This is a genomic window from Streptomyces sp. AF1A (assembly GCF_047340315.1).
Lineage (GTDB): Bacteria > Actinomycetota > Actinomycetes > Streptomycetales > Streptomycetaceae > Streptomyces.
The window spans coordinates 1-19,741 of the sequence record NZ_JBLEBI010000008.1; the positions used below are offsets into that span (position 1 = coordinate 1).

Sequence of the window (19,741 nt, forward strand, 5' to 3'; positions counted from 1 at the left end):
GGTGATCCGGCGCGGCCCGCCGGCCGCCCTCGTCCTCGCCGCCTGACGCGACGCGACCACTCCACCCCGGTGTGCAGAGGCCGCCGTCGCGCGGCACGCGCGCGTGCGCTCCGTGACCGGACGAACGGCACGGCCACGCGCCCGCGTACCTCTCGTTCACCGGAACTCTCACAGTGGAGTGCTTCTGCCATGCAGCTTTCTCGCATCGCCTCGCGCCGTGCGGCCACCCGGGTGATCACGGCCGCCGCCGTCGCGGGCACGGCCGTCCTCGCCCTGTCCGCCCCCGCCTTCGCCCACGTCACCGTGCAGCCCGAGGGCGCCGCGGCCCAGGGCGGCTACGCCGTGGTCGACTTCAAGGTCCCCAACGAGCGCGACGACGCCTCGACCACCAGGCTCGAGGTGAACCTCCCGGCCGACCACCCGCTGGCCTCCGTCATGGCCGAGCCCGTCCCCGGCTGGTCCGTGCAGGTCACCAAGGCCAGGCCGGCCAAGCCGCTGACCGTGCACGGCAAGGTGATCGACGAGGCGGTCACCAAGGTCACCTGGACCGCCGACGACGGCAAGGGCATCGCGCCCGGGTACTTCCAGAAGTTCCCGCTGTCCGTCGGCGCCCTGCCCGACAACACCGACCAGCTCGTGTTCAAGGCGATCCAGACGTACTCCGACAAGGAGGTCGTGCGCTGGATCGAGGTGCCGCAGACCGGCCAGGACGAGCCGGAGAACCCGGCGCCCGTGCTGCAGCTGTCCGCCGCACCCGGCGGCGGCCACGCCGCGGCCGACGCCAAGGACGCCTCCGACACGGCGCGGACCGCGACCGCCGCCGAGGACTCCGGCCCCTCCGGCACCGACACCACCGCGCGCGTGCTCGGCGCGGCGGGCATCGTCGTCGGCGCCGCCGGCGTGGCCTACGGCGTCCTCGCGGGCCGCCGCCGCACCGTCTGAGCCCCACCGTTCCGCACCGCGCACCGGGGCGTGCGAGGCTCTCGTACGACCCCGGTGCGCGCCGGAGTTCTCACATCTGGGACATTTTTCTATGCGCAAGAAGATCTTCGCCACGGCCGCGCTGCTCGCCGCCGCCACCCTGGCCCTGTCCGCCTGCGGCAGCGGGAACGACGACCGGCCGCCGGTCAGCATGGTCTCGGGGGCGTCCGACTCGGGCAAGGCCGCCGTCGTGCTCGACCAGCCCTTCGCCAAGCCGGACCTGGTCCTCACCGACACGCACGGCAAGAAGTACGACCTCCGCAAGGAGACGCAGGGCCACCCCACCCTGATCTACTTCGGCTACACGCACTGCCCCGACATCTGCCCGACGACGATGAGCAACATCGCCGTCGCCAAGAAGGCGCTGCCCAAGGCCGAGCAGAACGACCTCAGGGTCGTGTTCGTCACCACCGACCCCGGCCGCGACACCCCCGCCGAGCTGGGCAAGTGGCTCAAGGGCATCGACCCGCAGTTCATCGGCCTGACCGGGAACTTCGCCAGCATCCAGGCAGGCGCCCGCTCGCTCGGCATCTCGGTGGAGCCGACGACGAAGGACAAGAACGGCAAACTCGTCTCCGTGCACGGCACCCAGGTCTTCGCCTTCTCGCCGAAGAACGACAAGGGCTACCTCTTCTACAAGGAGGACGCCACGGTTGACGACTACACCAAAGACCTGCCCAAGATCGTGAAGGGGGAGACCCCGTGAGGCGCCGCGCCGTCCTGACCGCGGGCGCGCTCGCCGGCGCCCTCGCCCTTGCGGGCTGCTCCGGATCCGGATCCGGCAGGCCGGACCTGTCCGTCGGCTCCTCCTACATGCCCCAGCCGGTCAGCGCCGACATCGCCGCCGGCTTTCTGACGATCACCAACAAGGGCGGCGCGCAGGACCGGCTGACGTCGGTCACCAGCAGCGTCGCCGGCCAGGTCACCATGCACAGCACCGTCGGCGGCGCCATGGAGGAGAAGTCCTCCTTCGTCATACCCGCCCATGGTCAACTGGTGTTCAAAAGCGGTGGCAACCATCTGATGTTCGAAAAGCTGAAGCGCAAGCCGGAGCAGGGTCAGAAGGTCACCGTGAAGCTCACCTTCGCGAAGTCCGGGCCCCTCACCGTCGAGATGCCGGTGAGGTCCGCCACGTACAACCCGTCGGCCAACCAGTCGACCGGCCACTGAGGGAGGGACCACCGTGACCCGGACCATCACCCCCCGCCTGCGGACCCTGGTGCTGCTGATCCTCGCCGTCACCGGCGCTCTGCTGGCGGGCGCCGCACCGGCCTCCGCACACGCGGCGCTGACCGGCAGCGACCCCGCCCAGGGGGTGGTGGTCAAGCAGGCGCCCACCCAGGTGTCGCTCACCTTCTCCGAGAAGGTGGCGATGAACGACGACTCGCTGCGCGTCCTCGACCCCCGCGGCAAGCCCGTCCAGACCGGCAAGCCCGCCAACGTGAGCGGGACGACGTACGCCGTGCAGCTCAACAGCGGGCTCGGCAAGGGCACCTACACGGTCACGTACCAGGTCGTCTCGGCCGACAGCCACCCGGTCTCCGGCGCCTACACCTTCTCCGTCGGGGCGCCCTCGCAGACCGTCGTCTCCGGCACCGGGCCCACCGCGGGCGGCGGGGTCGTGGGCCTGCTGTACGAGGCTGGGCGGTACGTGTCGTACGCCGGATTCATCGTCCTCGCGGGCGGCGCGGCCTTCGTGCTCGCCTGCTGGCGGCGCGGCGCGGGCGTACGGGCCCTGCAGCGGCTGGTCGTCGGCGGCTGGCTGGCGCTCACCGCGGCCACCCTGTGGCTGCTGCTCCTGCGCGGCTCGTACACCACCTCCGGGAAGTTCGCCGACGTCTTCGACCTGGCGCTGCTCGGCCAGGTGCTGCAGACCAAGACGGGTGCCGCGCTGGTCTCCCGGCTGCTGCTGCTCGCCGCCGCCGCGCTGTTCATCGCCGTCCTCTTCGGCGCCTACAACCGGCGGGAGGAGGGCGAGGAGAAGCGGGACCTGAGCTTCGGGCTCGCGGTCGGCGGCGTGGTCGTCGCGGCCGGGCTCGCGGCCAGCTGGGCGATGGCCGAGCACGCCTCGGTCGGGCTCCAGCCGGAGATCGCCATGCCCGTCGACGTCGTCCACCTGCTGGCCGTCGCCGTCTGGCTGGGCGGACTCGCGGCCCTGCTCGTCGCCCTGTACCGGGCACCCGCCGAGACCCCGGTGGAGGTCACCGCCGTCCGCCGCTTCTCCCAGCTGGCCTTCGGCGCGGTCCTCGCGCTCGTCGCGACGGGCGTCTACCAGTCCTGGCGCCAGCTCGGCTCCTGGTCGGCCTTCACCGACACCCGCTACGGGCAGCTGCTGCTGGTCAAGATCGGGCTGGTCGCGGTGATGGTCGGCATCGCCTCGGTGTCCCGGCGCTGGACCGGACGGCTCGCGGACCCCGCCGCCTCGGGCGGGGCCGAGGCGCCCAGGAAGGTACCGGCGTCCAAGGCGGCCGCCAGGGACACGGCCACGGGCGACTCCGAGCGGGCCGCCCAGCTCGCCCGGCAGCGCGCGGCCATGGACGCCGCCCGGCAGAAGCGGTTGCGGGACGCCGACGCGGGCCGCTTCGGGCTGCGCCGCTCGGTGCTCGCCGAGGCCGGAGTCGCGGTCGTGCTGCTCGCCGTCACCACCGCGCTGACGCAGACCGAACCGGGCCGCACCGAGCTGGAGGCCAAGGCCGCCACCTCCGCCACCGGATCCGCCACCGCGCCCTCGAACGGCGCGCTCACCCTGGACATGCCCTTCGACACCGGTGGCGCCCACGGCAAGGGTGTCGTCAGCATCGACCTCGACCCCGCGCGCGTGGGCACCAACGAGATGCATGTCTTCGTCCAGGGTCCGGACGGCAAGGCCGTCGACATTCCCGAGGTGAAGGTCGACCTCACCCTGCAGGCGAAGAAGATCGGCCCGCTTGCCGTCACCCCCGAACACGTCACCACCGGCCACTGGTCGGCGAACGCGGTGCAGATCCCTATGGCCGGCGACTGGAAGATCGCCGTCACCGTGCGCACCTCCGACATCGACCAGGTGACCGTCTCCAAGAACGCGCAGATCGGCTGAACCACACCATGCCCGAGCAGTCCATTCCGCACGCCCGCACCCCCGAGGCAACGACGCCCGAGCCGCCGTCCGGGGCGGGCGGCATCTCCCGCCGCGCCCTGCTCGGCACCGCGGGCGCCACCGGGCTCGTGCTCGGCGCGGCCGGCGGGGCCGTCGGCTACGCCGCCGCGCCCGCCGCGGCCACCCCACTGACCTCGGTGGGATCCGACCGGGCGATGTTTCACGGGAAACATCAGCCGGGCATCACCGACGGGCTCCAGGCCTGCGGCCATCTCGTCGCCTTCGACCTGGTGGCGGGCGCGGGCCGCAGGCAGGCCGCGGCCCTGCTGCGCCGCTGGTCGACGACGGCCGAGCGGCTGATGGCGGGCGAGGCCGCTCCGCACGGCGACACCGACGTGGCCCGGGACGCGGGCCCCTCCTCGCTGACGATCACCTTCGGCTTCGGCCACTCCTTCTTCGACCGCACCGGCCTCCAGAAGCAGCGGCCGGCCGCGCTGGACCCGCTGCCGGACTTCTCCTCCGACCACCTGGACAAGGCGCGCAGCGACGGCGACCTGTGGGTCCAGATCGGTGCGAACGACGGCCTGGTCGCCTTCCACGCCCTGCGTGCGATCCAGAAGGACGCGGATGGCGCGGCCCGCGTCCGCTGGCAGATGAACGGCTTCAACCGCACCCCGGGAGCCACCGCCCGCCCGATGACGGCCCGCAACCTCATGGGCCAGCTCGACGGCACCCGCAATCCCAAGCCCACCGACGCCGACTTCGACCGGCGCATCTTCGTGCCCGCCTCGGCGGAGCCCGCGTGGATGGCGAACGGCTCCTACGCCGTCGTCCGCCGCATCCGCATGCTGCTGGACGACTGGGAGAAGCTGTCCCTGTCCGCCCAGGAGCAGGTCATCGGGCGCCGCAAGGACAACGGGGCGCCGCTGTCCGGGGGCGACGAGACGACCGCGATGGACCTGGAGAAGACCGACGCCAAGGGCGACCCGGTCGTCCCGATCAACGCGCACGCCCGGATCACCCGGCCCGACCAGAACGGCGGCGCGGCCATGCTGCGGCGCCCGTTCTCCTACCACGACGGCTTCGACGCGGACGGCGCGCCGGACGCCGGTCTGCTCTTCGTCTGCTGGCAGGCCGACCCCTTGCGTGGCTTCGTCCCGGTGCAGCGCAAGCTCGACCGCGGCGACGCGCTGTCGCAGTACATCCGGCACGAGGCGAGCGCGCTGTTCGCGGTGCCGGGCGGGGCGGCCGCGGGTGAGTACGTGGGGCAGCGGCTGCTGGAGGGCTGATCGGGGCCGTTCGCCTCGAGGGGATGATCCGAGGACCGGATGCCGTTGAAACCACCCGGTCGGGTGGTTGTCGTGAGACACGTGAGCTGCCGCCTCGAGCGGCCATTAGGGTGAGAACATGCCAGCGAGCTATGCGTATCTCGGCCCCGAGGGCACCTTCACCGAGGTGGCCCTGCGCACGCTGCCGGAGACGGCCACGCGGGAGCTGGTCCCGTACGTGTCGGTGCAGTCCGCGCTGGACGCCGTGCGCTCCGGCGAGGCCGAGGCGGCGTTCGTGCCGATCGAGAACTCGGTCGAGGGCGGCATCACCACCACCCTGGACGAACTGGTCGCGGGCGAGCCGCTGATGATCTACCGCGAGGTGTTGCTGTCCATCACCTTCGCGCTGCTGGTCCGCCCCGGTACGAAGCTCGCGGACGTGAAGACGGTCTCAGCCCACCCCGCGGCCCAGCCGCAGGTGCGCAACTGGCTGCGGGCCAACCTCCCGGACGCCACCTGGGAGTCGGCCGCCTCCAACGCGGACGCCGCCCGGCTGGTCCAGGAGGGCCGGTACGACGCCGCCTTCGCCGGCGAGTTCGCCGCCGCCCGGTACGGCCTCCAGGCCCTGGAGACCGGCATCCACGACGCCGAGAACGCACAGACCCGGTTCGTGCTGGTCGGCCGCCCGGCCCGGCCCGCCGCGCCGACCGGGGCCGACAAGACCTCGGTGGTGCTCTGGCAGCGCGACGACCACCCCGGCGGCCTGCGCGACCTGCTGGGCGAGTTCGCCTCGCGTGGCATCAACCTGATGCTGCTGCAGTCCCGGCCGACCGGCGCCGGCATCGGCAATTACTGCTTCTGCATCGACGCCGAGGGGCACATCTCCGACCGGCGGATGGCGGAGGCGCTGATGGGCCTGAAACGGATCTGTCTCCAGGTGCGTTTCCTCGGCTCGTATCCGCGGGCCGACATCCGGCCGGACGCGGCCGGCCCGGCACGGGAGGGGACGTCGGACGAGGAGTTCATGGCGGCCGCGGACTGGGTGGCGCGCTGTCAGGACGGCCGGTTCTAGCCAGTCCTACCTGCATATCGTCGTTATCCACAGACGTTATCCACAGGTGCCCTTCTCGACCTGGGGACAAGTCGACAGCGAAAGGCGACTCAGTCGACAAATCGCCCTACAGCTCCCAGACGGGGCAACCACCCCCCGAGTCACCCTTCGTCCACCCGTTTCCTTTGGTTCATCTTTTGAGGGGACCACTTTCCACCCGAAAGTGGGTGTCGCTCCGCCGCGACCGTGGAATTCTTCAGTCCGCTCGACGGTTCCGGAGTGATCAATTCCGACATCCACAGTCCATCCACACAGCCTGTGGATAACTTTTCCGCGGATGTGGATTCCTGTGGACAACCGGCCCGCCAAGTCCCGTTCTCCGCAAGGAAATCCGGTCAACCGGGCATCCGTGACGTGCCCCGTCCCAGGGAGTGAGACACTTTTCCTTGACACGTTCGGCAATTACCGCATAACGGAACGTAAGCCGCACATCGGAACGCGCCGGAATAGTGATTCGTGAGCGGCAACCCGGCACCGGTAGCCTTAGCCTCGTGATTGACCTTCGCCTGCTCCGTGAGGACCCCGACCGTGTGCGCGCGTCCCAGCGCGCCCGTGGAGAGGACGTCGCGCTCGTCGACGCTCTCCTGTCTGCCGACGAGCGGCGCAGGTCCTCCGGCGTCCGCTTCGACGAGCTGCGCGCCGAGCAGAAGCAGCTCGGCAAGCTGATCCCCAAGGCCACCGCGGACGAGAAGGCCGAGCTGCTCAAGCGCGCCGAGCAGCTGAAGGCCGACGTCAAGGCCGCCGACGCCGACCGGGACGCGGCCGACGCCGAGACCCAGGAGCTGCTGCTCCGGCTCGGCAACCTCGTCCACCCCGACGTGCCCGTCGGCGGCGAGGAGGACTTCGTCACGCTGGAGACGCACGGCACGATCCGCGACTTCGGCGCCGAGGGCTTCGAGCCCAGGGACCACCTGGAGCTGGGCCAGCTGCTCGGCGCGATCGACGTCGAGCGCGGGGCCAAGGTCTCCGGCTCGCGCTTCTACTTCCTCACCGGCGTCGGCGCGCTGCTGGAGCTGGCGCTGGTGAACGCGGCGATGGCCCAGGCCACCGCGGCCGGCTTCACGCCGATGCTGACCCCGGCGCTGGTCCGCCCGCAGTCCATGGCCGGCACCGGCTTCCTCGGCCAGGCCGCCCAGGACGTCTACCACCTGGACAAGGACGACCTGTACCTGGTCGGCACCTCCGAGGTGCCCCTGGCCGCTTACCACATGGACGAGATCCTCGACGCCGACCGGCTGCCGCTGCGCTACGCGGGCTTCTCGCCCTGCTTCCGCCGCGAGGCCGGCTCGCACGGCAAGGACACGCGGGGCATCTTCCGCGTGCACCAGTTCGACAAGGTCGAGATGTTCTCGTACGTCGCGCCCGAGGACTCCCAGGCCGAGCACCAGCGGCTGCTGGAGTGGGAGAAGCAGTGGCTGACCTCGCTGGAGCTGCCGTTCCGCGTCATCGACGTCGCCTCCGGTGACCTCGGCGCCTCGGCCGCCCGCAAGTTCGACTGCGAGGCGTGGATCCCGACCCAGGGCAAGTACCGCGAGCTGACCTCGACCTCGGACTGCACCGAGTTCCAGTCCCGCCGCCTGTCGATCCGCGTCCGCGACGGCAAGCAGGTCAAGCCGCTCGCCACCCTCAACGGCACGCTGTGCGCCGTCCCGCGCACGATCGTGGCGATCCTGGAGAACCACCAGCAGGCCGACGGCTCCGTCCGGGTCCCCGAGGTGCTGCGCCCTTACCTGGGCGGCCGGGAGGTTCTGGAGCCGGTCGCCAGGTGAGCGCCGGATTCCCGTACCGACTGATCGCCACCGACCTCGACGGAACGCTGCTGCGCTCCGACGAGTCGATCTCACAGCGCACCCGTGACGCGCTCGCCGCGGCCACCGCGGCGGGCGCGGCCCACATCGTCGTCACCGGCCGCGCGGTCCCCTGGACCCGGCACATCCTGGACGACCTCGGCTACGACGGCCTCGCCGTCTGCGGCCAGGGCGCCCAGGTCTACGACGCCGGGACGCACCGCCTGCTGACCTCGGTCACCCTGGACCGGCAGCTGGCGGGGGTGGCCCTGGCCAAGATCGAGGCCGAGGTGGGTCCGCTGCACCTGGCCGCCAGCCGGGACGGTCTCGACGGCGAGGTGCTGGTGGGCCCCGGCTACGCGGTCACCGGCACGCTCCCCGCCACACCCTTCACGGACGCGTCCGATCTGTGGGCCGCCCCGCTGGGCAAGATCTACATACAGCATCCGACGCTGGGTGACGACGAGTTGGCGGACGCCGCCCGGCAGGCGGCCGGCGGTTTCGTCGGCGTCGCCATGGCGGGCGAGGGCATCGTGGAACTCCTCCCGCTCGGCCTGTCCAAGGCCACGGGACTCTCGCTCGCCGCTCGCCGCCTCGGTCTGAAGGCCACCGACACGATCGCCTTCGGCGACATGCCCAACGACATCCCCATGTTCGCCTGGGCCTCCCGCGGCGTGGCCATGGCCAACGCGCACGAGGAACTCCGCGCGGTGGCCGACGAGGTGACGACCTCCAACGAGGAGGACGGCATCGCGGTGGTACTGGAAAGACTGCTGGCGTAGGGGATGTGCGCCGTTGGGCACGTGCGGTCCGTCGCCGGGTGCCGGGCCCACTGAGCCGCCGCCGCGGGGATGCGCACCGTCGGCTGTGCGGTGCGCCGTTGGGCACGTGCGGTCCGTCGCCGGGCGGCAGCCCGCTGTACCTGATCGCACGGTTTCCGCGCCGCGAGGGGTGGCCGTCGCGTGCCCCGAGGGGGAGTCGCCGCCCGCTCAAGCGCCGCAGGCAGTCGTGCCGCTGGGGCGGCACGGGTGGGCGCGGCGGCACCTTGTGGCGCCGCGTCGCGCAGCTCTCCCCGCCCGCCCCAGCGCAGGGCCCCTTGTGCCGGGCGGCGCCCGGTGAGGCGGCCCACGCAAGCGCAGCGCTCACGTGCTCGAAGCGGCCGCCCCGACGGTCCCGCAACCGGCACGCCACGCCGGGACGTTCCCGGCGGATGGGGCACAACCACTCTGCCCCGCAGCCGATGTGGCCGCCACCGAATAAGGAGAGCACCCCTACCGGCGGCGCCATCTGCGCCGCCGGCCCCTGCTGAAGAACCAGCCCGCCGGCGGCTCGTCGGAGCGCCACGGCTGGGGCTCGGGTGACTCGGCCCGCCAGCGGGCGGCGAGCATCCGGGCCCGGGCGGACGGTTCGGAGGTCTCGGCGGCGCGCACGAAGGCCTCGTCCAGGACGGTTCCGTCCCACGAGTCGTCGTCGCAACGCCCGCGCCCGCCGTGCTGCGACAGCTCCTCACTCATCTGCGGCCTCCTCGCCGTACAACCGATTTGCCCAGTGTGCCCCGGCAGAGATGAAATCCCCGTCAAACCATTCGGCGGCCTACTCCTCGCCCGCGAGCTTCAGCGACCGCAGCTTCTGCCCGGCGTACCAGGTGGCCAGCACGGTGACCGCCACCAGCAGCACCGTGGCCGTCGGCAGGCCCACGTCGGAGGTCACCAGGTCCCCGCCGGTCACCTTGTGGGCGACGGCCAGCGACCACTGCTGGACGCTGAGCGTGCGCGCCCCGGGCACCAGGGAGCCGAACAGGGCCTCCCAGACCAGCGCGTAGACGAGCCCGAAGACCACCGCGTGCCGGGAGACGGTGCCCAGCAGCAGGAAGAGCGCCGAGTAGGCGATGGAGGCGACCAGCGCGGCGACCGTGTAGGCGACGGCGATCTGCTGGCCGTTGCCGTTCAGGATCAGGCCGGCGACCATCGTCGGCACCGCCGAGAACACCATGGTCGCGGCGATGGCCACGATCAGCTTGGTGAAGATGATCGTCGGTCGCTTCAGCGGCTTGGCCAGCAGGTAGACGACGGAGCCGTCGTCGATCTCCGGTCCGATCGCGCCCGTGCCCGCGATGACACCGATGATCGGCACCATCGTGGCGAGCCCGAACCCGCCGAGCACGTCGGCGGCCGTCTGGTCGTCCGCCCCGGACAGGCCGCGCACGGCCATGGAGATCACGATCAGCAGCAGCGGCAGCACGCCGAGGACGAGGGCCCGGCGACGGCCGAGCAGGGCCCGGTAGGTGAGCCGGGCGACGGTGGGGTCGTACATCTTCGGCCTCCTACGCCGCGACCAGGTACGAGAAGACGGACTCCAGGGACTCGTCCGACGGCGAGACCGTGAGCAGCCGGATGCCGTGGTCGCGGGCGACCTTCGGCAGCAGGGTGGTGAAGCGGCCGAAGTCGACCGCCTGGATGCGCAGCGCCCCCTCCGTCACGTCGACCTCGATGCCGGAGGTCGACGCGTCGGCGATCAGCGCGGCCGCCAGGGCGCGGTCGTCGCTGGAGCGCACCAGGTAGCGGTGCGGCCGGTCGGTCATCAGACGGCGGATCCGGCGGAAGTCGCCGCTGGCCGCGTGCCGTCCGGCGACGACGACCTCGATGTGCCGTGCGAGCTGCTCGACCTCCTCCAGGATGTGCGAGGAGAACAGCACGGTGCGCCCCTCGTCGCCCATCCTGCGCAGCAGGTCCATCAGGTGCATGCGCTGGCGCGGGTCCATGCCGTTGAACGGCTCGTCGAGCAGCAGCACCGACGGGTCGTGCACCAGGGCACTCGCCATCTTCACGCGCTGGCGCATGCCCTTGGAGTACGTGGAGATCTTCCGGTCCTGCGCGTACTCCATCTCGACCGTGGCGAGGGCGCGTTGGGCGGCGTTGGCGCCGAGTCCGTGCAACTCGGCGTTGGCCACGACGAATTCACGGCCGGTGAGGAAGTCGTACATCGCCTCCCGCTCGGGGACGATGCCGATGTGCCGGTAGATCTGCTCGTTGCGCCACACCGGCTGCCCGTCGAGGGTGACCGAACCGGTGGAGGGGGCGAGGAAGCCGCCCATCATGTTGATCAGCGTGGACTTGCCCGCGCCGTTGGGCCCGAGCAGACCGGTGACGCCGGGGCCGATCGTCATGGTGATGTCGTTGACGGCGACCACGTTGCCGAACCAGCGGGAGACGTGGTCGAGGGACAGAGTGCTCATGGGCGCGGCCCATTCCTTGGAAGGGTGATGGTGGGCGACGGGTGGGGCGTCACAGTCCCACCTTCTTGTACCGGCGGATCAGCAGGCCGTAGCTCGCGGCGATCAGGCCGAGGACGACGAGGACGTAGACCACGCCCTGCCCGGTCGACGGGCTGACCGCTCCGGGGTTGCGGGGGGTCGCGCCCAGGAAGGCCGACTGGACGCCGTCGATCAGTGTGACCGGCGAGAACAGGCCGATCCACGGGACGGCGCCGGTGTTGTTCTGCGCGTAGGCGATGGCCTGGAGGGTGGACACCGCGCCGTAGGAGATGATCAGCACCGCGATCACGGCCGCGATGCCGAAGCCGCGGCGCGGGGTGACGGCGGCGACGACCAGGGCGATGCCGGCGAACAGGAGTGAGAGCAGGGCCACGGAGACCAGTCCCTCGGCGAATTCCTTCGTCTGGTGGGCGAACCCCAGCTTGGACAGCAGGGCGCCCACGTACATCACGAGCAGGGGCGCGGCGGTGAGGATGAAGATCGCCGAGGCGAGCGCCGCGAACTTGGCGCGCACGTAGTCGGCGGTCTCGATCGGCCGTGAGAAGTACAGCGGGACGGTCTTGAAGCGCAGGTCGCGCGAGACCGACTGGGGTGCCTGCGCGGCGACGTACAGGCTGATCACGGCCTGCATCATGATCGCGTAACGCGTGTAGGAGACCTGCAGTTCGTGCGCCTTGGTGGCGACCGCGACGGCCACGATGATGGCGGCGGGCACACACATCACCGCGAACAGCAGCATCGGCAGCACCTTGGACTTCACCGAACGGCCGAGGCCGTAGGAGCCGCGCAGGGACTGCGAGTACAGCGAGCGGCGGGCGTAGGCGCGGCCGAGGCGGGGACCGTCGTAGCCGCGGTAGCCGATGTCGTGGATGCGGGTCTGGTCGCCGCCGGCCATCGCCGGGGTGGGCTGCTCAACCGCCATGGCCGACGGCCTCCTTCCGCTGCTCGTCGCTGCCGGTGAACACTTCGGAGATGTGATGCCGGCGCTGTTCCATGCGCACCAGGCCGAGTCCGAGGTCGGCGACCACGTCCCGGACGAGGTCGTACGTCTGCTCCCCCTCGGCCGTCAGCAGCAGGATGTGCCCGGCGCCGGGCAGGCCCGCGCCCTCGTTCTGCGTGACCAGCCCGCGCGCGCGGAGCGCCTCGCGGACCGCGCCGGTGCCGTCGGGGTGGGCGTCGCTGTCGGTGACCTCGATCGCGAGGGTGGTCGTGCTCTGCGTGAAGTCGGTGGTGGAGCTGGCGCGCAGGAGCTTGCCGCCGTCGATGATGACGACGTGGTCGCAGGTGCGCTCCAGCTCGCCCAGCAGGTGCGAGGTGACCAGGACCGAGATGCCGAAGTCGGTGTGGACGCGGCGGATCAGGCCGAGCATCTCGTCCCGGCCGACCGGGTCGAGGCCGTTGGTCGGCTCGTCCAGAAAGACCAACTGCGGGTCGTGCACCAGGGCCTGGGCGAGCTTCACGCGCTGCTTCATACCGGTGGAGTAGCCGCCGATGGGGCGGTAGCGCTCCTCGTAAAGCCCGACGTGGCGCAGGGTGTCCGCGGTGCGCTCGCGCGCGGCGGTCGGCGGCAGGCCGGACATGCGCGCCATGTGGACGACGAACTCGGTGGCCGAGACGTCGGGCGGCAGGCAGTCGTGCTCCGGCATGTAGCCGACGCGCTCGCGGATGGCGGCGCCGTCGGTGGCGACATCCAGGCCGAGCACGGCGGCGCGGCCCTCCGTGGCGGGGGACAGACCCAGCAGGATCTTGATCAGGGTGGACTTGCCGGCGCCGTTGGCTCCGACGAGTCCGGTCACACCGGGCCCGATGTCCACGGACAGCCGGTCGAGCGCGGTCACCCGGGGGAACCGCTTGCTCAGGCTTTCGGTCGCGATCACAGTCACGCCTCCGACGGTAGTGACGCCGAGCACGCCGGTCATCAGACCTCAGAGCCGTCTTCACGTCAGACCCAGGTATTACGGGGCCCTAAGGGATGCCCTGACGGAGGGCCACCGGCCGGTGTCCACAACCGCGGCCCGCCTATTGACGCTTCCTCTGACAACTGTCACATTCACCGGTGTCACGTTACGGACACGTACCGCAGCCGACGAGGACGGAACGGGGCGGCATGACGACGGCAGTGAGCCGCGAGGTGGACCGGGTGAGGCCGCGCCGCTTCTCCCCCCGCCTGTCCGGGTTCGGCACGCGGTCCCTGAAGGGCCTGGCCGCCGACGCGTTGCACGGCCACCGCGAGGGCCGGTCGCCCCTGTGGTCGCCGTACCGCTTCTCGGACCACCCCCCGCAGCCGGGCCCGTGGGCGGTGGAACCGCACCTGGGCTTCCGGGGGACGGGCGCGAAGTCCGGGGAGATCCTGGTGGTCACGGACTCGAAGGACCCCGAGGAGAGCGCCTTCTGGCTGGACGACGACCTGCCGCACGTGCGGCGCCGGGCGGAGGAGAAGTGACGATCGAAGGTGCACGCGAACGCCGGGTGCGGACCGGCGGGATCGAACTGTGCGTGGCCGAACTGGGCGATCCGGGCCGGCCGACGGTGGTCCTGGTGCACGGCTACCCGGACAGCAAGGAGGTCTGGTCGGAGGTCGCCGCCCGGCTGGCGGACCGCTTCCACGTGGTCCTGTACGACGTCCGGGGCCACGGCCGCTCCACGGCGCCCCGGCCGCTGCGCGGCGGCTTCACGCTGGCCAAGCTCACGGACGACTTCCTGGCCGTGGTGGACGCGGTCAGCCCGGACCGCCCGGTGCACCTGGTCGGGCACGACTGGGGCTCGGTGCAGTCGTGGGAGTTCGTCACGGTCGGCCGCACCAAGGGCCGTATCGCCTCCTTCACCTCCATGTCCGGGCCATCGCTGGACCACTTCGGGCACTGGATCAACGCGCGCGTGAAGCGTCCGACGCCCCGCCGGGTCGGCCAGCTCCTCGGCCAGGGCGCCAAGTCCTGGTACGTCTACCTGCTGCACACGCCCGTCCTGCCGGAGCTGGCCTGGCGCGGACCGCTCGGCAAGCGCTGGCCGAAGATGCTGGAGCGGGCCGAGAAGGTCCCCGGCGGCGGCTATCCGACCGCCTCCCTCCCCTCCGACGCGGCACACGGCGCCTGGCTGTACCGGGACAACGTCCGCGCCCGGCTGCGCAGGCCGCGTCCGGACGCGTACGCGCACGCGCCCGTGCAGCTCATCACGCCGCTGCGGGACGCGTTCCTCTCCGAGCGCCTCTACGACGACCTCGACCAGTGGGTGCCCCGGCTGACCCGCCGCATCCTGCCCGCCAAGCACTGGATCCCGCGCAGCCGACCCGACCAGGTCGCGGCCTGGATCGGGGACTTCATCACGGCCGTCGAGGGCGGGCGGCCGCAGCCGACGGCCACCGGCCGCCATGCCGACCGCTTCGGCGGCCGGCTGGTGCTGGTCACGGGCGCGGGCAGCGGCATCGGCCGGGCGACGGCGTTCGCGTTCGCGGAGGCCGGGGCGCGCGTGGTCGCCGTCGACCGCGACGCCGAGGCCGCCGCCCGCACGGCCGAGCGGTCGCGGCTGATCGGCGCGCCCGAGGCCTGGGCCGAGACCGCCGACGTCGCCGACGAGCACGCCATGGAGAAGCTCGCCGAAAGGATCCACCGCGCGTACGGCGTGCTGGACGTGCTGGTCAACAACGCGGGCATCGGGCTGTCGGGCTCGTTCTTCGCCACGAGCACCGACGACTGGCGCAGGATCCTGGACGTGAACCTCTGGGGTGTCATCCACGGCTGCAGGCTCTTCGGGGCGCGCATGGCCGAGCGCGGGCAGGGGGGCCACATCGTCAACATCGCGTCGGCGGCGGCGTACCAGCCCTCCCGGGCCCTGCCGGCCTACAGCACCTCCAAGGCGGCGGTTCTGATGCTCTCCGAGTGCCTGCGCGCCGAACTGGCCTCGCAGTCCATCGGCGTCACGGCGATCTGCCCCGGCTTCGTCAACACCGCCATCACCTCCACGGCCCGCTTCGCCGGCGTCGACGCGGCCGAGGAACGCCGCCGCCAGAAGAGCGCGGCCCGCCTGTACGGCCTGCGCAACTACCCACCGGGGAAGGTGGCCTCGGCCGTTCTGGACGCGGTGGCCCACAACAAGGCCGTCGTACCCGTGACCCCGGAGGCCCGAGGCGCCCACCTCCTGTCCCGCTTCCTGCCGGGCGCGCTGCGCAGAATCGCCCGGGTCGAACCGAGGCTGTGAACGGGGGAGTTGGACAGCGGATGCGGGCGCCCGGCTCACGGCGTCGCCAGGGGCGCGCGTGACCGGGGCCGGCGCCCACCCGGCAGTGGCAGCGGCGGCACCGGCGCGGCGCCGTAACCGCGGGCCGCGGCCATGGGCACCCCCCCGACCCGAGCGACCGAGAGCCGGGGCCGGCCCCACCACACCGATCCCGGCCACCGGCCAAGGACCCCGTGCATGACCGACCTCCCGGCCGAGAACGCCTACCGCATAGAAGACCTGGCCCACCGCACCCGCACCACCGTCAGAACCATCCGCGCCTACCAGGACCGCGGGCTCCTCCCCCGCCCCGAGCGCCAGGGCCGCGCCAACCTCTACTCCGACGCCCGCTTCGGCTGCGCGCCCGGCGAAGACACCGTGGCCGAGGCGGTCGAACTGGGCGTACTGGAACCGGTCGACGGCGACCCCGACACGTTCCTCGTACCCAGCCCTCAAGAGCTCGCGGTAGCAGCCGAGTTGCACGCGGCGGGCGTTCCCCTGAGCGCCGTAGCGGGCCATCTGCGGGAGTTGAGGGCGCAGGTGGAGCACATCGCCGCACGTTTCCCGGAGTTCACCACCGAGCACGTCTTCGCGCGTTGCCTGGACGACCCGGAACACGCACGGACGCACACGCGGCGGGGGCGGCCGCGCTCGTGCGCCGCCTGCGCCCCCTCGCCCAGCAGGCGGTGGACACCGAACTCGGGCGCGCCATGCGCGCGTTCGCCACCCGCCATCTGCGCGCACCTCGGCGCCAGGAAGCCCGCCGAACCCCGCTCCGGCACGCGCCTCTTCCCCCTGACCACGGCCACGATCTCCGCAGTGGAAAGGCTGGTTGGCGACCGGCACGTCTCCTCATTCATCGCACATGCGGCCGAACGCGAGCTGAACGCGAGGATCTTGGACGGACTCGCGTCATCCGCCGTACGTAGCAATGAGGTTCCCGAATCACCATGAAACGCCTGCCAGTTGTCCACAGACACGTCAACTTCCCTGTGGACAACCCCACTTGCTTGTGGATCAAACCTGTGCCGCGAAAATCGCCTGCGTGATCCGCGTCTCTCCCGCACGCTGGACACATGGACGAAAGACGCACCGTGAAGGTGTCGAGATACCTCTCGAAACACCTCCGCCACCAGCCGGAACGCATCGGCCTCACCCTGGACCCGGCCGGCTGGGTGGAGATCGACACTCTGATCGCCGCGGCCGCCGAGCACGGGTTCCGGTTCACGCGCGAGGAACTGGACCACGTGGTGGCCACCAACGACAAGCGCCGCTTCGCGGTCGAGGGCACCAGAATCCGCGCCAGCCAGGGCCACAGCATCGACGTCGACCTCGGCCTGCCCCCGGCCACCCCGCCGCCGTATCTGTACCACGGCACCGTCGCCGGCGCCCTGGACTCGATCCGCGAGACGGGTCTCAGGCCCATGAGCAGGCATGCGGTGCACCTGTCCGCGGACCGGGAGACCGCCACCCGCGTCGGCGCCCGCCGCGGCCGCCCCGTCGTCCTCGCCGTCGACGCGGGCGCGATGCACCGCGACGGCCACGTGTTCCACGTCAGCGCCAACGGCGTCTGGCTGACCGACGGCGTACCGCCCCGCTACCTGCGGTTTGCGGACCCCGGCTGACCCGTCGGCGGGCGGGCCGTCATGATCGGCGGCATGGATTCCTCGCCGGAACACCTGCCGACCACCGAGGCGGCCGTCGCGGCCCTGCGCGCCCTCGCCGCCCACTACGCGCGCGAGATGGAGGTGACCCACGACATCGGCGCCGACCAGACGTCGCGCCGGAGCGCCGCGGGCATCGGCGTCACCCTGGACCCCGACGGCTCCTTGCCGCACGAGGCCCACGTCGAGTTCGGCGGCGTGCCCCGGGTGAGCGTGCGGCTCTACCCGGAGGACGACGCGCTGATCACCGTGGAGGGCGTCGAGTGCCCCGACATCCCGCGCGACGACGTCCCCGCCTTCCTCCGCTCCGTCTTCGGCGGCCTCGCCCATGTCACGACCCGCCGCTTCCCGCCCGGCCACCGCCTGGTCGTCCCGCTGCCCGGCGACCGCGCGCACAAGGAGCACATCCCCCTGCTCCTGCTCGGTCCGTGGCTGAGCAGCCGCATACGGTGACCGTTTCGTCCCCTGTCAGCGGCACCGCTTAGTCTCGGACGCATGAGTCTGCGTCTGAGTACCGTGATCCTGCCGTACCGCCGCTGGAGCGAGGGCGGCCGTTCGGCGTGGGTGCGGGCCGAGCAGCTCGGCTTCCACACCGCGTACACCTACGACCACCTCTCCTGGCGCAGCTTTCGCGACGGCCCCTGGTTCGGCGCCGTCCCGACGCTGACCGCCGCCGCGGCCGCCACCGACCGGCTCCGCCTGGGCACGCTGGTCACCTCGCCGAACTTCCGGCACCCGGTGACCCTGGCCAAGGAGCTGATCTCCCTCGACGACGTCTCCGGCGGCCGGCTCACCCTCGGCATCGGCGCCGGCGGCACCGGCTTCGACGCGACCGTCCTGGGCCAGGAGCCCTGGAGCCCGCGCGAGCGCGCCGACCGGTTCGCCGAGTTCGTGCCCCTGCTCGACCGGCTGCTCACGGAGGACGCGGTGACCCACGAGGGCCGGTTCTACTCGGCCCACGAGGCGCGGAACATCCCGGGCTGCGTGCAGCGCCCCCGGCTGCCGTTCGCGGTCGCGGCCACCGGCCCCCGCGGCCTGAAGCTCGCCGCCCGCCACGGCCAGGCCTGGGTGACCACCGGCGACCCCAAGCTGTACGAGAACGGCACCCCGGAGCAGTCCGTGGAGGCCCTGCGCGGACAGCTCGGCAAGCTGTCCGAGGCATGCGCGGCCATCGGGCGGGACGTGTCGGATCTGGACAGGATCCTGCTCACCGGCTTCACCCCGGACCGCGCCCGGCCGCTGGAGTCCCTGGACGCGTTCGTGGACTTCGCGGGCCGCCACCGGGACCTGGGCTTCACCGAGATCGTCGTCCACTGGCCCATCCCGGACTCCGACTTCGCCGCGGACGGGAAGGTCTTCGAACGGATCGCCCTGGAAGCCCCCGCACAGCTGGACTGAGGCTCGTTGCGGACCCGGTTGTCTCTCGCTGAGCGTCATCTGTGTCTCATATGTGCGCAGTCACGCACGGTCGTGCTGGCATATGCGCGAGAATGACCGGGTGACCTCAGCGACCAGACAGCCCGGGACCCCTGCTGCCGCGATACGCCCACGGCTCATCGCCACCGACCTCGACGGCACCCTGCTGCGCGACGACAAGTCGGTCTCCGCGCGGACCGTCGCCGCACTGGCCGCCGCCGAGGACGCGGGCATCGAGGTCTTCTTCGTCACGGGCCGCCCGGCCCGCTGGATGGACGTCGTCAGTGACCACGTGCACGGCCACGGACTGGCCATCTGCGGCAACGGCGCCGCCGTCGTCGACCTGCACGGCGGGGCCGGTGCCCACCGGTTCGTGAAGGTGCGGGAGTTGGCCCGGGAGAACGCCCTGGACGCCGTGCGGCTGTTGCGTGAGGCCGCGCCCGGCACGATGTTCGCGGTCGAGCAGACGTACGGCTTCCACCAGGAGCCGGACTATCCCAAGCTTCACATGGAGACCCCGGACAACCTGCTGCCCGCCGAGAAGTTGCTCGCGCCCGACGGCCCGGACGCCGACCAGCCCGTGCTCAAGATCCTCGCCCACCACCCCGCCCTCGACCCCGACGCCTTTCTCACCCTCGCCCGGCTCGCGATCGGCGAGCGCGCCACCGTCACCCGTTCCAGCCCCAGCGCCCTGCTGGAGATCAGCGGCCCCGACGTCTCCAAGGCCAGCACCCTCGCCCTGTGCTGCGCCGAGCGCGGCATCTCCCACGAGGAGGTCGTGGCGTTCGGCGACATGCCGAACGACGTCGAGATGCTCACCTGGGCCGGCCGGTCCTACGCGATGGGCAACGCCCACCCGGACGCCATCGCCGCCGCGTCGGGCCGTACGGTCGCCAACAACGAGGACGGCGTGGCGGTCGTGATCGAGCAACTGCTCGTGCAGTACCTCTAG

Annotated in this window: 18 protein-coding genes and 2 pseudogenes; 15 read left to right on the forward strand and 5 right to left on the reverse strand. The window is 71.7% G+C overall.

The genetic code is table 11. The annotated features are described in order from the left end of the window. The first annotated feature begins 189 nt into the window (after positions 1-189). From ACLU3S_RS04260 to ACLU3S_RS04295, 8 genes are all read left to right on the forward strand, one after another. Positions 190-942, forward strand: coding sequence for a YcnI family protein (locus tag ACLU3S_RS04260; RefSeq protein WP_413950360.1), 753 nt, complete (start codon positions 190-192; stop codon positions 940-942). Positions 943-1,033: 91 nt separating this feature from the next. Further along, on the forward strand, positions 1,034-1,687 hold the full coding sequence (locus ACLU3S_RS04265) for an SCO family protein (RefSeq protein WP_413950361.1): 654 nt from the start codon (positions 1,034-1,036) through the stop codon (positions 1,685-1,687). Next, the gene (locus ACLU3S_RS04270) at positions 1,684-2,151 is read left to right on the forward strand and encodes a copper chaperone PCu(A)C (protein WP_413950362.1); all 468 of its coding nucleotides are present in this window, start codon (positions 1,684-1,686) and stop codon (positions 2,149-2,151) included. Before ACLU3S_RS04265 ends, ACLU3S_RS04270 begins: the two co-directional genes overlap by 4 nt. 13 nt (positions 2,152-2,164) lie before the next feature. After that, entirely contained in the window at positions 2,165-4,057 is a 1,893-nt protein-coding gene (locus ACLU3S_RS04275) for a copper resistance CopC/CopD family protein (RefSeq protein ID WP_413950363.1), read from the forward strand. A gap of 8 nt (positions 4,058-4,065) precedes the next feature. Then, the gene (gene efeB, locus ACLU3S_RS04280) at positions 4,066-5,346 is read left to right on the forward strand and encodes an iron uptake transporter deferrochelatase/peroxidase subunit (RefSeq protein ID WP_413950364.1); all 1,281 of its coding nucleotides are present in this window, start codon (positions 4,066-4,068) and stop codon (positions 5,344-5,346) included. A 118-nt stretch (positions 5,347-5,464) separates the two neighbouring features. Then, entirely contained in the window at positions 5,465-6,397 is a 933-nt protein-coding gene (pheA, locus tag ACLU3S_RS04285) for a prephenate dehydratase (protein ID WP_413950365.1), read from the forward strand. 530 nt (positions 6,398-6,927) lie between these two features. Then, positions 6,928-8,205 (forward strand): serine--tRNA ligase, encoded by a 1,278-nt coding sequence (serS, locus tag ACLU3S_RS04290; RefSeq protein ID WP_413950366.1) that lies wholly within the window; start codon positions 6,928-6,930, stop codon positions 8,203-8,205. Then, positions 8,202-9,005 (forward strand): HAD family hydrolase, encoded by an 804-nt coding sequence (locus ACLU3S_RS04295; RefSeq protein ID WP_413950367.1) that lies wholly within the window; start codon positions 8,202-8,204, stop codon positions 9,003-9,005. Before serS ends, ACLU3S_RS04295 begins: the two co-directional genes overlap by 4 nt. A gap of 489 nt (positions 9,006-9,494) precedes the next feature. On the opposite strand, the gene ACLU3S_RS04300 is transcribed toward ACLU3S_RS04295, so the two are convergent. The 5 genes from ACLU3S_RS04300 to ACLU3S_RS04320 all read right to left on the reverse strand — a co-directional run bounded on the left by ACLU3S_RS04300 (position 9,495) and on the right by ACLU3S_RS04320 (position 13,374). Continuing rightward, on the reverse strand, positions 9,495-9,737 hold the full coding sequence (locus tag ACLU3S_RS04300) for a hypothetical protein (protein WP_413950368.1): 243 nt from the start codon (positions 9,735-9,737) through the stop codon (positions 9,495-9,497). A 79-nt stretch (positions 9,738-9,816) separates the two neighbouring features. Next, positions 9,817-10,536, reverse strand: a complete 720-nt coding sequence (locus ACLU3S_RS04305; protein WP_413950369.1) for an ABC transporter permease subunit — start codon at positions 10,534-10,536, stop codon at positions 9,817-9,819. A 10-nt stretch (positions 10,537-10,546) separates the two neighbouring features. After that, positions 10,547-11,458, reverse strand: a complete 912-nt coding sequence (locus tag ACLU3S_RS04310) for an ABC transporter ATP-binding protein (protein WP_413950370.1) — start codon at positions 11,456-11,458, stop codon at positions 10,547-10,549. 49 nt (positions 11,459-11,507) lie between these two features. Next, a complete protein-coding gene (locus ACLU3S_RS04315; RefSeq protein WP_413950371.1) occupies positions 11,508-12,419 on the reverse strand; it encodes an ABC transporter permease subunit in 912 nt (303 codons plus the stop codon). Next, positions 12,409-13,374: an ABC transporter ATP-binding protein gene (locus ACLU3S_RS04320; protein WP_413950448.1), complete on the reverse strand. Its 966-nt coding sequence runs from the start codon at positions 13,372-13,374 to the stop codon at positions 12,409-12,411. Before ACLU3S_RS04320 ends, ACLU3S_RS04315 begins: the two co-directional genes overlap by 11 nt. Positions 13,375-13,616: 242 nt before the next feature. Here ACLU3S_RS04320 and ACLU3S_RS04325 point away from each other — a divergent pair. The 7 genes and pseudogenes from ACLU3S_RS04325 to ACLU3S_RS04355 all read left to right on the forward strand — a co-directional run. Then, positions 13,617-13,940 (forward strand): annotated as a pseudogene (locus ACLU3S_RS04325) (Xaa-Pro aminopeptidase); the annotation flags it as partial. Beyond that, on the forward strand, positions 13,937-15,691 hold the full coding sequence (locus tag ACLU3S_RS04330) for an SDR family oxidoreductase (protein ID WP_413950372.1): 1,755 nt from the start codon (positions 13,937-13,939) through the stop codon (positions 15,689-15,691). The pseudogene ACLU3S_RS04325 and the gene ACLU3S_RS04330, both read left to right, overlap by 4 nt. A 216-nt stretch (positions 15,692-15,907) precedes the next feature. Continuing rightward, positions 15,908-16,663: pseudogene (locus tag ACLU3S_RS04335) on the forward strand (MerR family DNA-binding transcriptional regulator). A gap of 122 nt (positions 16,664-16,785) precedes the next feature. Next, positions 16,786-17,334, forward strand: coding sequence for an RNA 2'-phosphotransferase (locus ACLU3S_RS04340; RefSeq protein WP_413950373.1), 549 nt, complete (start codon positions 16,786-16,788; stop codon positions 17,332-17,334). Between the two features lie 21 nt (positions 17,335-17,355). Further along, entirely contained in the window at positions 17,356-17,826 is a 471-nt protein-coding gene (locus tag ACLU3S_RS04345) for a hypothetical protein (RefSeq protein WP_413950374.1), read from the forward strand. A 42-nt stretch (positions 17,827-17,868) separates the two neighbouring features. Beyond that, the gene (locus ACLU3S_RS04350) at positions 17,869-18,771 is read left to right on the forward strand and encodes an LLM class flavin-dependent oxidoreductase (protein WP_413950375.1); all 903 of its coding nucleotides are present in this window, start codon (positions 17,869-17,871) and stop codon (positions 18,769-18,771) included. A gap of 82 nt (positions 18,772-18,853) precedes the next feature. After that, the gene (locus tag ACLU3S_RS04355) at positions 18,854-19,741 is read left to right on the forward strand and encodes an HAD hydrolase family protein (RefSeq protein WP_413950376.1); all 888 of its coding nucleotides are present in this window, start codon (positions 18,854-18,856) and stop codon (positions 19,739-19,741) included.

Bases quoted from the DNA above. Each gene is read 5' to 3' on its own strand.
- ACLU3S_RS04310 (WP_413950370.1), bottom strand. From the start codon at position 11,458: ATGAGCACTCTGTCCCTCGACCACGTCTCCCGCTGGTTCGGCAACGTG.
- ACLU3S_RS04350 (WP_413950375.1), top strand. From the start codon at position 17,869: ATGAGTCTGCGTCTGAGTACCGTGATCCTGCCGTACCGCCGCTGGAGC.
- ACLU3S_RS04265 (WP_413950361.1), top strand. From the start codon at position 1,034: ATGCGCAAGAAGATCTTCGCCACGGCCGCGCTGCTCGCCGCCGCCACC.
- efeB (WP_413950364.1), top strand. From the start codon at position 4,066: ATGCCCGAGCAGTCCATTCCGCACGCCCGCACCCCCGAGGCAACGACG.
- ACLU3S_RS04355 (WP_413950376.1), top strand. From the start codon at position 18,854: ATGCGCGAGAATGACCGGGTGACCTCAGCGACCAGACAGCCCGGGACC.
- ACLU3S_RS04305 (WP_413950369.1), bottom strand. From the start codon at position 10,536: ATGTACGACCCCACCGTCGCCCGGCTCACCTACCGGGCCCTGCTCGGC.
- ACLU3S_RS04345 (WP_413950374.1), top strand. From the start codon at position 17,356: ATGATCGGCGGCATGGATTCCTCGCCGGAACACCTGCCGACCACCGAG.
- ACLU3S_RS04260 (WP_413950360.1), top strand. From the start codon at position 190: ATGCAGCTTTCTCGCATCGCCTCGCGCCGTGCGGCCACCCGGGTGATC.
- pheA (WP_413950365.1), top strand. From the start codon at position 5,465: ATGCCAGCGAGCTATGCGTATCTCGGCCCCGAGGGCACCTTCACCGAG.
- ACLU3S_RS04300 (WP_413950368.1), bottom strand. From the start codon at position 9,737: ATGAGTGAGGAGCTGTCGCAGCACGGCGGGCGCGGGCGTTGCGACGAC.
- ACLU3S_RS04340 (WP_413950373.1), top strand. From the start codon at position 16,786: ATGGACGAAAGACGCACCGTGAAGGTGTCGAGATACCTCTCGAAACAC.
- ACLU3S_RS04315 (WP_413950371.1), bottom strand. From the start codon at position 12,419: ATGGCGGTTGAGCAGCCCACCCCGGCGATGGCCGGCGGCGACCAGACC.